Raw genomic sequence first — 11,709 nt, forward strand, 5'->3', positions numbered from 1 at the left:
GGCCCATCTCGTTACCATTGCGCCCCATGTCGCCTACCCCTGCCAGCCGCCGCAAAGCCGCCTCCCATGTGCCCGCCGTGGGCCCGACCTCGGCCTCGGCTGGGGCCAGTGCCCCCGCGCTGGCCCTGTACCAGCAGATCAAGGACCACATCTCGCGCAAGATCCAGGACGGCTCCTGGCCCGCTGGCCACCGCCTGCCGTCCGAGCACGAGCTGGTGGCGCAGTTCGGCATCTCGCGCATGACGGTGAACCGCGCCCTGCGCGAGCTCAGCGAGCAGGGCCGCATCGTGCGGGTGGCGGGTGTGGGCAGTTTTGTGGCCGAAGAAAAGCCCCAGTCCACCCTGCTGCAAATCGCCAACCTGGCCAGCGAAATCCGCCAGCGTGGCCACGACTACCGCTGCCAGATGCTGACCGTGGAGCGCATCTCGGCCTCCATGGAGGTCGCGGCCGCGCTGGACCTGCGCCTGGGTGACTCGGTCTTTCATTCGGTCTGCGTGCACCTCGAAGACGGGGTGCCGGTGCAGCTGGAAGACCGCTACGTCAACCCGCGCGTGGCGCCCGACTTTGGCGCCCAGGATTTCACGCAGATGCAACCCTCCGAGTACCTGGTGCGCCATGTCCCCTTCGATCAGGTCGAGCATGTGGTCGACGCCGTGTTGCCCACGACGGAGCAAGCCGAGCAACTCGACATGCAGCCCCAGCAACCCTGTTTGCTGCTGACGCGGCGCACCTGGACGCGCGGCGTGCCGGTGACCGTGGTGCGCTGCCTGCACCCGGCCTCGCGCTACCGCCTGGGCAGCCGCTTCCGCGCCGACGGCAACCCCGTTTTTGGCTGAAAGCCCCCACGCTCAGCCCCTGAATTTTTTCGCGTTAACTTGTATAGACAGGATGGTCAACATGACATCAAACACCTCTTCCTCAACGGCCGCCAGCGCCACCCTGGTTCTGCAACCCGGTCAGGTCAGCCTGGCCCAGTGGCGCCAGATCCAGGCCGGTGGTGTGACCCTGGCTTTGCATGGTTCGGCGCGCGCCGCCATCCTTGCGGCCCAGGCCAGCATCCAGCGCATCGTCGATGAAGACCGCGTGGTCTACGGCATCAACACCGGCTTCGGCAAGCTGGCCAGCACCCGCATTGCGCACGAGCGCCTGGCCGAGCTGCAGCGCAACCTGGTGCTGTCGCATAGCGTGGGCACGGGCGAGGCTTTGCCCGCGCCGGTGGTGCGCCTGGTGCTGGCGTCCAAGGCGGTGAGCCTGGCGCGCGGTCACTCGGGCGTGCGGCCTGAGCTGATCGATGCGCTGCTGGCGCTGGCCAATGCCGACCTGCTGCCGGTGATCCCGGCCAAGGGGTCGGTCGGCGCTTCGGGCGACCTGGCCCCGCTGGCCCACCTGGCCTGCGTGCTGATCGGCGAGGGCGAGGTGATGACCCCCGAAGGCGGCCGACTGGGCGGCACCGAGGCGCTGGCGCGCATCGGCCTGTCCCCGTTTGTGCTGGGTCCCAAAGAGGGCCTGGCCTTGCTCAATGGCACCCAGGTGTCGACCGCGCTGGCGTTGGCCGGCCTGTTCGGGGCGGAGGAGGTGTTTGCCGCCGGCTTGGCGGCGGGGGCGCTCTCGCTGGAGGCCATCAAGGGCTCGGTCAAGCCGCTGGACGAACGCATCCACGCCGCGCGCGGCCAGCCCGGCCAGATCGCCGTGGCCGCCGCGCTGCGCGAGCTGCTGGCCGGCAGTGACATCGTGCACTCGCACGAGCACTGCGGCCGTGTGCAAGACCCGTACTCGATCCGCTGCGTGCCCCAGGTCATGGGTGCCTGCCTGGACAACCTGCAGCACGCTGCGCGCGTGCTGGTGATCGAGGCCAATGCCGCCTCGGACAACCCGCTGGTGTTCGACAACGGTGACGTGATCTCGGGCGGCAACTTCCACGCCGAGCCGGTGGCCTTTGCGGCCGACATCATTGCGCTGGCCGTGTCCGAGGTGGGCGCCATCTCGGAGCGCCGCATGGCCTTGCTGCTGGACACGGGCCTGTCGGGCCTGCCGGCCTTTTTGATCCAGGACAGCGGGGTCAACTCGGGCTTCATGATCGCCCAGGTCACGGCCGCGGCCCTGGCCTCCGAGAACAAATCCCTGGCCCACCCGGCCAGTGTGGACAGCCTGCCCACCTCGGCCAACCAGGAAGACCATGTCTCCATGGCCACCTTTGGCGCGCGCCGCCTGGGCGAGATGGTGAACAACACCGCCGTGGTGGTGGGCATCGAGGCCATGGCCGCCGCCCAGGGCCTGGAGTTCCAGCGCCCGCTCAAGAGCTCGACCGCGGTCGAAGGCCTGCTCGCCGGCATCCGCCAGCGCGTGGCCTTCCTGGCGCAGGACCGCTACCTGGCGCCCGACATCGAGGCCATGCGCCTGTGGGCTCGCCAAAGCGACTGGCCCCGCTGCCTGACGGCGGCCCTGCCCAGTTTTGTCTCGGTCGCCTGAGCCGGCCCCGTTTTTTGTCCCTTTCTGCTGCCTTCATCCCCTTACCTCAGGAGTGTTGACCATGAACGCCAACGATTCTTTCATCACCGCCACCCCGGCCGACCCGCGCCATGACGCCAGCCGGGTGATCCGCGCGCCGCGTGGCAGCGAGAAAAGCTGCAAGAGCTGGCTCACCGAAGCCGCATACCGCATGCTGCAAAACAACCTCGACGCCGAGGTGGCCGAGCGCCCGCAGGACCTGGTGGTCTACGGCGGCATTGGCCGCGCGGCCCGCAACTGGGCCTGCTACGACGCCATCCTGGAGTCCCTGCGCCAGCTGGAGGACGACGAGTCCCTGCTGATCCAGTCGGGCAAGCCCGTGGGCGTGTTCAAGACCCACGAGAACGCGCCGCGCGTGCTGATCGCCAACTCCAACCTGGTGCCCAAGTGGGCCACCTGGGAGCACTTCAGTGAGCTCGACCGCAAGGGCCTGTTCATGTACGGCCAAATGACGGCCGGCAGCTGGATCTACATCGGCACCCAGGGCATCGTGCAAGGCACTTACGAGACCTTCATGGAGGCCGCCCGCCAGCACCACGGCGGCAGCCTGCAGGGCAAGTGGATCCTGACCGCGGGCCTGGGCGGCATGGGGGGCGCCCAGCCCCTGGCCGCCACGTTTGCGGGCGCGGTGTCGCTGAACATCGAATGCCAGCAAAGCAGCCTGGACTTCCGCCTGCGCACCCGCTACATCGATGAACAAGCCCGCGACCTGGACCACGCCCTGGCCCTGGTGGCCGAGTACACGGCGGCCGGCAAGGCGGTGTCGATTGGCCTGCTGGGCAACGCGGCCGAACTCCTGCCCGAGCTGGTGCGCCGCGCCCGCGCCGGCGGCCCCAAGCCCGACCTGGTGACCGACCAGACCTCGGCCCACGATTTGGTCAACGGCTACCTGCCCGCGGGCTGGAGCGTGGCCCAATGGCGCGCCGCCCAGCAGGACGAAGCCCAGCACGCGGTGCTCAAGAAGGCCGCCGCCCAGTCCTGCGCCCACCATGTGCAAGCCATGCTGGACTTCCAGACCCTGGGCGTGCCGGTGGTCGACTACGGCAACAACATCCGCCAGGTGGCCTTTGACGAAGGCGTGAAGAACGCCTTTGACTTCCCCGGTTTTGTGCCGGCCTACATCCGCCCCTTGTTCTGTGAGGGCAAGGGCCCGTTCCGCTGGGTGGCCCTGTCGGGCGATCCCGAGGACATCTACAAGACCGACGCCAAGATCAAGGAACTGTTCCCCGAGAACACCCATGTGCACCGCTGGCTGGACATGGCGCGCGAGCGCATCGCCTTCCAGGGCCTGCCCGCCCGCATTTGCTGGCTGGGCCTGGGCGAGCGCCACCAGGCCGCGCTGGCCTTCAACGAGATGGTCAAGAACGGCGAACTCAAGGCCCCCATCGTCATCGGCCGCGACCACCTGGACACCGGCTCGGTGGCCAGCCCGAACCGTGAAACCGAGTCCATGAAGGACGGCACCGACGCCGTCAGCGACTGGCCGCTGCTCAATGCCTTGCTCAACACCGCCGGCGGCGCCACCTGGGTCAGCCTGCACCACGGTGGTGGGGTGGGCATGGGCTATTCGCAGCATTCGGGCGTGGTCATCGTGGCCGACGGCACCGACGCGGCGGCCCAGCGCCTGTCGCGCGTGCTGTGGAACGACCCGGCCACGGGCGTCATGCGCCACGCCGACGCCGGCTATGAAAGCGCCCAGGCCTGCGCCAAGCAGCATGGTCTGAACCTGCCCATGCTCAAGGACTGAGCGCGGGCTGGAATCCAGCGCAGCACGCGCCAATGGCGCGACAGCGGGCCGGGGAGGGCGGGCAAAAAGCACCCGCCGTTCCCACGGGTTGGGAATGAGGTCTTGGCCCACCCGCTGCTGCGCCAGATACTGCAAGCGCAATGACCGCTCATCAACCCGCCATTCCCATGCCTGTTGGACTTGAGGCTGCACCTGCGACCGACCGCGCCCTTCAGGTCTTGTCGGTGCTGGCCCAGCACCGCGAGCCCCTGAGCGCGCTGGAGTTGAGCGCCGCCACCGGGCTGGCCAAGAGCACGCTGTACCGGCAAATCGCCACGCTGCGGCGCTGGGGCTTTGTCATGGAGGTCGATGGCCGCTATGGGCCAGGCCCGGCCAGCGTTGAGCTGGCCAGTGGCTTTGATGCCAATTCGCGCCTGGTGCAGTGCGCGCGGGCCGATATGCAGTCCCTGTCGCGGTTGAGCAGCGAGAGCGTGGCCCTGGTGGCCGTGCTCAACGAGCGTGCCGTGTGCCTGGAGATGGTCGACAGCGTGCAATCGCTGCGCTGCTCCTTCGACAAGGGCCGCAGCGTGCCCCTGCGCGACGGCGCCAGCGCCAAGTGCTTGTTGGCGCACCTGCCGGAGGCGGCCAGGTCGTCGGCACTGGACCGCCTGGGCCTGTCCGCCGCCGAGCGCATGGCGCGCGAGGCCGAGCTGAGCGCCATCCGCGAGCGCGGCCATGCCCTCAGCAGCGGCGAAGTCGATGCCGGCGTGTGGGGCGTGAGCGTGCCGCTGCTGGACGCGCAGCGCCAGTTGCTGGGCGCCATCACCCTGATGGCACCGACCTTGCGTAGCACCGGGCGCGAAGCCGCCTTTGTGCACATGACCCTGGTCAGTGCGGCGCGCATTGCGCGCGCGCTGCAGAGCTTTTAGCCCGCCGAGGCTGTTGTCAGATTTCTCCCCCCGCCTTGTTTCAACCCCTCTAGACAGGACCTCACCATGAACTTCCGCCGTCAACTTCTTCTGGCTTCCTTCGCCGCCACCGCCCTGGCGGGTCTGCACGGCACGGCCAGCGCGCAAAACGAGGTGCTGCAAGTGGGCACCGACGCCACCTTCCCGCCCATGGAGTACGTGGACAACGGCAAGCGCACCGGCTTTGACGTGGAACTGGTCGAGGCCGTGGCCGCCGCCATGGGCAAGAAGGTCGAGTGGGTGGACATCGACTTCAAGGGCCTGATCCCGGGGCTGATGTCCAAGCGCTTTGACATGGCCGTGTCGGCCATCTACATCACCGATGAGCGCAAGAAAGTGGTTGATTTCACCGAGCCCTATTTCGCCGGTGGCCTGGTCACCATGGTCAAGTCGGGCAGCGGCATGAAGGCCCCCATCGACCTCAACGGCAAGAAGGTGTCGGTGCAGGTGGGCACCAAATCGGTGACCTATGTGAAGCAGACCTTCCCGCAGGTGCAGCTGGTGGAGGTCGAGAAGAACCAGGAGATGTTCAACCTGGTCGACATCGGCCGCGCCGATGCCCTGGTCACGGGCAAGCCTGCTGCCTTCCAGTACATGCGCACCCGCCCGGGCCTGCAGGTGCTGGAGCCTCAGCTGACTACCGAAGAGTACGGCATGGCCTTGCGCAAGGACACGCCGGAGCTGACCCGCGCCGTCAACGCCTCCCTGGCCAAGCTCAAGGCCGACGGCACGCACGCGCGCCTGGTGGCCAAGTGGTTCCCCAGCAGCAAGTGATGACCACTCCACGTTGAAATCGACAAGCGCTCCTTCCCATGGACTTTGATTTTTCTCCCGTCTGGGCCGGCTGGCCTGATCTGCTCAACGGGGCCCTGGTCACCGTGCAGATCACCGCCTGCGCCCTGTTGCTGGGCTGTGTGCTGGGTCTGCTGGTGGGGTTGGGGCGCTTGCGCCGCAGCCACCCCCTGGTCTACGGCCTGTGCACCGCCTATGTGGCGCTGATCCGCGGCACGCCGCTGCTGGTGCAGTTGTTCATTCTGTTCTTTGGTTTGCCGCACTTTGGCTTGCTCTTGCCCGCGTTTGTGTGCGGCGTGCTGGGCATGGGCATTTACTCGGGCGCCTACGTGTCAGAGATCGTGCGGGGCGCCATTGAGTCGATCGAGCGCGGCCAGATGGAAGCCGCACGCTCCATTGGCATGTCGTACGCGCAAGCCATGCGCACCGTCATCCTGCCGCAGGCGGTGGTGCGCATGATCCCGCCCCTGGGCAATGAGTTCATTGCCTTGATCAAGAACTCGGCCCTGGTCTCCCTGCTGACCATCCACGACGTGATGCACGAGGGGCAGAAGATCATCAGCGTGTCTTACCGCTCGCTGGAGGTCTACCTGGCGATTGCCGCCGTGTATTTCGTGTTGACGGGCCTGACCACCCTGGCCCTGCGGCACATCGAACAGCGGCTGCGTGCCGGAGGCATGGTGCAATGACAACGACTCAGACCCTTCAGCCCGGCCAGCCCATCGTTCGCATCCGCGGCCTGGGCAAGCGCTATGGCGACCATGTGGTGCTCAAAGGCATTGACTTCGAGGTCCAGCCCTCGCAGGTGGTGGTGGTGATCGGGCCCAGCGGCTCGGGCAAAAGCACCTTCTTGCGCTGCTGCAACGGGCTGGAACAGCCCGAAGAAGGCACGGTTGAAATCGTTGGCCACACCCTGGTGCACAACGGCGCCATGCTGCCTGAGCGCGGACTCAACGCTTTGCGCACCGAGGTGGGCATGGTGTTCCAGTCCTTCAACCTGTTCCCGCACCTGTCCGTGCTGGGCAACGTCACGCTGGGGCCACGCCTGCTGCGGGGCCTGAGCGCGGCCCAGGCGGAGGCCCAGGCGCGCGAGCTGCTGCAAAAAGTCGGATTGTCGGCCAAGGCCGACGCCATGCCGGCCAGCCTGTCGGGTGGGCAAAAGCAGCGGGTGGCGATTGCGCGCGCCCTGGCCATGAACCCCAAGGTGATGCTGTTTGACGAGCCCACCTCGGCCCTCGACCCCGAGCTGGTGGGCGAGGTGCTGCAGGTCATGAAGCTGCTGGCCAGTGAGGGCATGACCATGATGGTGGTGACCCACGAAATGGGCTTTGCCCGTGAGGTGGCCGACCTGGTGGTGGTCATGGATGGCGGCGGCATCGTCGAGTCCGGCGACCCGGCCACCATCTTCACCGCGCCGCGCCAGGAGCGCACCCGTCACTTCCTGCAAGCCGTGTTGAGCCGCACATGAGTGAAGCAACCGCCCTGCCGCCGCATTGGCAACGGTTCGACCGCGCCAGCCTGGTCGCCACCCCCTGGAAGAACGGGGGCGGACTGACCCGTGAGATCGTCTGTCAACCGCCTGGGGCGGACCTGGCCCGCTTTGACTGGCGGGTGAGCATCGCCCACATCGCCAGCGACGGGCCGTTTTCGGCCTTCCCGGGGGTGGACCGGGTGATCACCCTGCTCGAAGGGGGGGGCGTGCAGCTGGATTCAAGCGATGGTTCGGTGGCGCACTGCCTGGGCACCCCCTGGCAGTCCTTTGCCTTTGCCGGCGAGGCCCGCATTGACAGCCGCTTGTTGGGTGGGCCTTGCGAGGACTTCAATGTGATGACAAGGCGCGCGGCCTGCCGCGCCACGGTGCGCGTGCTGCGCGCCGGGGGCTTCGGTGTCGAGGCCGACCTGGCGTCCTCCGCCGGACTGGGCCTGGTCTTGCGAGGGCACTGGCAGCTGGGGCCGTCGTCTGCTGACGTGACTGGCACCCCGCTGAGCCCGGGTCAGGGCCTGTGGTGGTCCGGTGGCCCAGGCCCCCAGCAGGGGCACTGTGCCGACGCGGACGCGGCCTTGTTGTGGGTCACCATTCACCCTGTTTTGACGGCCAAGGAATGAGCATGGAAAGCGCACAAGCAGATCGAGCCAAGCCGGTCGCTGAGGAGGCCGATGGCCTGTGGTTCAACTGGCGGGCAGCGCCTGGCGTTTGGGCCGACGGCGTGCCGGCCGACAGCGACGCGCTGTGGGTGGAGTCCGGCCAGCTGCGCTGGGTGGGCCGCCAGGCCGATCTGGTGGCGCCCCCGGGCCTGGCCCGCCATGACGCCCAGGGCGCCTGGCTGACGCCGGGCCTGGTCGATTGCCACACCCACTTGGTTTACGGCGGCTTGCGGGCCAACGAGTTTGCCTTGCGCCTGGCCGGGGCCAGCTACGAAGACGTGGCGCGCGCCGGCGGCGGCATTGTGGCCAGCGTGCGCGCCACCCGCGCAGCCAGTGAGGACGAGCTGCTGGCCAGCGCCAGTACGCGCTTGCAAAGCCTGCTGGCCGAAGGCCTGTGCGCGATCGAGATCAAATCGGGCTATGGTCTGAGCCTCGAGCATGAACGCAAGCAACTGCGCGTGGCGCGCCGCCTGGGCGACAGGCACGGCCTGACCGTGCGCAGCACCTTCCTGGGCGCCCACGCCTTGCCGCCTGAGTACGCCGGTCGCAGCGGCGACTACATCGATCTGGTGTGCCAGGAGATGCTGCCCGCCCTGGCCGCCGAGGGCCTGGTCGACGCGGTCGATGTGTTTTGCGAGCGCATTGCGTTTTCGCTGGCCGAGACCGAACAGGTCTTCCAGGCCGCCCAGGCCCTGGGCCTGCCGGTCAAACTGCATGCCGAGCAGCTGTCAGACATGGGGGGGGCGGCGCTGGCGGCGCGCTATGGCGCTTTGTCCTGCGACCACATCGAACACCTGTCCGCCGACGGCATTGCCGCCATGCGCGCGGCCGGCACGGTGGCGGTGCTGTTGCCCGGGGCTTACTACAGCCTGCGCGACACCCACCTGCCACCCATTGAGGCGCTGCGCGCTGCTGGCGTGCCCATGGCCGTGTCGACCGACCACAACCCCGGCACCTCGCCCGCGCTCAGCCTGCTGTTGATGCTCAACATGGCCTGCACCTTGTTCCGCCTGACCGTGCCCGAGGCCCTGGCCGGCATCACCCAGCACGCCGCCCGTGCTTTGGGGCTGCAAGACACCCATGGCCTGATCGGCCCGGGGCGGCCCGCCAACTTGGTGTTCTGGCCGGTGCAGGACCTGGCGGAACTGGCCTACTGGGTGGGCCAGCGCGCCCAGCCCACGGTGGTGCGGCAGGGCCGCATCACCCAGCGTGCTTGAGGCGGCGCTGCTGTCCTCTCCCTGTGAACTTCAACCACGATCGAACACCGCATGAGCCCTGGACTTTTGTTTGCTGAACACGCGCTGCTGCCCAGCGGCTGGGCGCAGGATGTGCTGCTGGCCTGGGATGCCCAGGGGCAGCTGACCCAGGTGCAGACCGGCGCCGCGCCCCCGGCCGGCGTGGCGCGCGCCGGTGGCCCGGTGCTGCCGGGCCTGCCGAATTTGCATTCACACGCTTTCCAGCGCGCCTTTGCCGGCCTGACCGAGTACCGCAGTGTGCAGGGCGGGCAAAACGACAGCTTCTGGAGCTGGCGCACCCTGATGTACCGCTTCGCAGGCTGCTTGACCCCCGAGCAGCTCGAGGCGATTGCCACCTGGCTGTACCTCGAAATGCTGGAGGCCGGCTACACCTCGGTGTGTGAATTCCATTACGTGCACCACCAAAGCGACGGCCAGCCCTATGCCGACGCCGCCACGCTGTCGCGCTGCCTGCTGCGCGCGGCGCAGCGCGTCGGCCTGGGCCTGACCCTGCTGCCCGTGCTGTACCAGACCGGGGGCTTTGGCGGCCAGGCGCCGCACGCTGGCCAACGCCGCTTTTTGAACCCCACCGAGGCCTTGCTGCGCCTGCTGCAGGACCTGGGCCCCGAGGCCGCCGTCCAGGGCGCACGCCTGGGGCTGGCGCCACACTCGCTGCGCGCCGTGCCGCCCGACAGCCTGCGCGAGGCGGTGGCCGGCTTGACGGCGCTGGACCCGCTTTCACCCATCCACATCCACATTGCCGAGCAGACCCAGGAGGTGGACGACTGCCTGCTCTGGACCGGCCAGCGCCCCGTGCAGTGGCTGCTCGACCACGCTCCGGTGGACCGCCGCTGGTGCCTGGTGCACGCCACCCACATGAACGAGGACGAGTACCGCCGGGCCGCCGCCTGCGGCGCGGTGGCCGGCCTGTGCCCCAGCACCGAAGCCAACCTGGGCGATGGCCTGTTCGACCTGCCGCTGTGGGCGCAGGCCGGCGGCGCCTGGGGCCTGGGCTCGGACAGCCACACCTGCGTCAATGCCGCTGAAGAGCTGATGCTGCTGGAGTACGGCCAGCGCTTGCAGCGCCGCCAGCGCAATGTGCTGGCCCAGGCGGATCAACCCCATGTCGCCACCGCCATGACCTTGCAGGCCGTGGCGGGCGGCGCCCAGGCCAGCGCGCGCCCGGTGGCGGGCCTGGCCGCGGGCCAGCGCGCCGACTGGGTGGTGCTGGATCCGCAGCACCTGGCCCTGGCTGGTTTGAGCCCGCAGGACATGCTGTCGGCCCATGTGTTCGGCAGCCACCGCAGCTCGGCCGTCCGCGAGGTCGTGTCCGGTGGGGTGACGCGCGTTCAGCAAGGCCGGCATGCCTTGCACGAGTCCGCCGCCCAAGCCTTTGTCCAGGCGCGCAGTGCCTTGCTGGCCGCCGTGTGAGGCGCCAGCCGGTACGCTGACGCAGTTTCCTGAGTTCCAACCCTGATGACCCATGGCCCACTTCCACACCACTGAAGCCCCGTTCCGTTTTCGCCGGGGCAGCACCCCGCTGTTGATCTCTTTCCCCCACGTCGGCACCCATGTGCCCGAGTGCGTGGCCAGCCGCCTGAGCGACGAGGCACGCCAAGTGCCGGACACCGACTGGCACCTGGAGCAGCTCTACGCTTTTGCCGATGCATTGGGCGCCTCCATGCTGGTGGCCACCCATTCGCGCTATGTGATCGACCTGAACCGCCCGCCCGATGGCGCCAGTCTGTACCCGGGCCAGAGCGTCACCGGCCTGTGCCCGGTCGACACCTTTGACGACACCTTGATCTACACCCGGGGCGAGGTGCCCGATGACGCCGAGATCGCCCAGCGCCGTGAGCAGGTCTGGCAGCCCTACCATGCGCAGCTGGAGGCCGAGCTGCAGCGCCTGCACGCCGAGCACGGCGTGGCCCTGCTGTGGGACGCGCACTCCATCCGGTCGGTGCTGCCGCGCTTTTTTGAAGGCAAGCTGAACGACCTGAACCTGGGCACGGCCAACGGCGCCAGCTGTGACCCGGTGTTGGCGCAGCGCTTGCTGGCCATCGCGCAAGGCGCGCCAGGCCACACGGCCGTGCTCAATGGCCGCTTCAAGGGCGGCCACATCACGCGCCACTATGGCCGCCCGGAGCAGGGCTTTCATGCGGTGCAGCTGGAGATGACCCAGAGCAGCTACATGGAAGAGACCCTGCCATTTGCGTACCGCCCCGATCTGGCCGCACGCATCCAGCCCACCTTGCAGCAGCTGATCGAAGCCATGCTGGCTTTCTCGGTCGCGCGCTGAGCCTCGCTGCGCCGTGCCATGGGTCACGTGGTGGTG

At 68.3% G+C, this 11,709-nt stretch carries 11 protein-coding genes; all 11 read left to right on the forward strand.

Features of this window, described 5'->3' with window-relative positions; genetic code table 11:
- The first annotated feature begins 26 nt into the window (after positions 1 to 26).
- The 11 genes from hutC to hutG all read left to right on the forward strand — a co-directional run bounded on the left by hutC (position 27) and on the right by hutG (position 11,673).
- On the forward strand, positions 27 to 836 hold the full coding sequence (gene hutC / locus PSQ39_RS07080; protein WP_273925999.1) for a histidine utilization repressor: 810 nt from the start codon (positions 27 to 29) through the stop codon (positions 834 to 836).
- 52 nt (positions 837 to 888) lie between these two features.
- Complete coding sequence (gene hutH, locus PSQ39_RS07085; RefSeq protein WP_273926000.1) at positions 889 to 2,469, forward strand: histidine ammonia-lyase; 1,581 nt, start codon at positions 889 to 891, stop codon at positions 2,467 to 2,469.
- 61 nt (positions 2,470 to 2,530) lie between these two features.
- Positions 2,531 to 4,255 (forward strand): urocanate hydratase, encoded by a 1,725-nt coding sequence (hutU, locus tag PSQ39_RS07090; RefSeq protein WP_273926001.1) that lies wholly within the window; start codon positions 2,531 to 2,533, stop codon positions 4,253 to 4,255.
- A gap of 167 nt (positions 4,256 to 4,422) precedes the next feature.
- The gene (locus PSQ39_RS07095) at positions 4,423 to 5,163 is read left to right on the forward strand and encodes an IclR family transcriptional regulator (protein ID WP_273926002.1); all 741 of its coding nucleotides are present in this window, start codon (positions 4,423 to 4,425) and stop codon (positions 5,161 to 5,163) included.
- 66 nt (positions 5,164 to 5,229) lie between these two features.
- Complete coding sequence (locus PSQ39_RS07100) at positions 5,230 to 5,976, forward strand: transporter substrate-binding domain-containing protein (RefSeq protein ID WP_273926003.1); 747 nt, start codon at positions 5,230 to 5,232, stop codon at positions 5,974 to 5,976.
- A gap of 38 nt (positions 5,977 to 6,014) precedes the next feature.
- Positions 6,015 to 6,683, forward strand: a complete 669-nt coding sequence (locus PSQ39_RS07105) for an amino acid ABC transporter permease (RefSeq protein WP_273926004.1) — start codon at positions 6,015 to 6,017, stop codon at positions 6,681 to 6,683.
- On the forward strand, positions 6,680 to 7,462 hold the full coding sequence (locus tag PSQ39_RS07110) for an amino acid ABC transporter ATP-binding protein (RefSeq protein WP_273926005.1): 783 nt from the start codon (positions 6,680 to 6,682) through the stop codon (positions 7,460 to 7,462). The genes PSQ39_RS07105 and PSQ39_RS07110 overlap by 4 nt, the downstream gene beginning before the upstream one ends.
- Positions 7,459 to 8,100 (forward strand): HutD/Ves family protein, encoded by a 642-nt coding sequence (locus PSQ39_RS07115; protein WP_273926006.1) that lies wholly within the window; start codon positions 7,459 to 7,461, stop codon positions 8,098 to 8,100. The genes PSQ39_RS07110 and PSQ39_RS07115 overlap by 4 nt, the downstream gene beginning before the upstream one ends.
- Positions 8,101 to 8,102: 2 nt before the next feature.
- The gene (gene hutI, locus PSQ39_RS07120; protein ID WP_273926007.1) at positions 8,103 to 9,356 is read left to right on the forward strand and encodes an imidazolonepropionase; all 1,254 of its coding nucleotides are present in this window, start codon (positions 8,103 to 8,105) and stop codon (positions 9,354 to 9,356) included.
- Positions 9,357 to 9,407: 51 nt separating this feature from the next.
- Positions 9,408 to 10,805 carry a formimidoylglutamate deiminase gene (locus tag PSQ39_RS07125; protein ID WP_273926008.1) on the forward strand — a complete coding sequence of 466 codons (1,398 nt, stop codon included), beginning with the start codon at positions 9,408 to 9,410 and terminating at the stop codon, positions 10,803 to 10,805.
- Between the two features lie 52 nt (positions 10,806 to 10,857).
- The gene (hutG, locus tag PSQ39_RS07130; RefSeq protein ID WP_273926009.1) at positions 10,858 to 11,673 is read left to right on the forward strand and encodes an N-formylglutamate deformylase; all 816 of its coding nucleotides are present in this window, start codon (positions 10,858 to 10,860) and stop codon (positions 11,671 to 11,673) included.
- The last annotated feature ends 36 nt before the right edge of the window (positions 11,674 to 11,709 follow it).

The sequence above is a fragment of the Curvibacter microcysteis genome, from assembly GCF_028649455.1.
In the GTDB taxonomy this organism is placed as follows: Bacteria; Pseudomonadota; Gammaproteobacteria; order Burkholderiales; family Burkholderiaceae_C; genus Curvibacter; species Curvibacter microcysteis.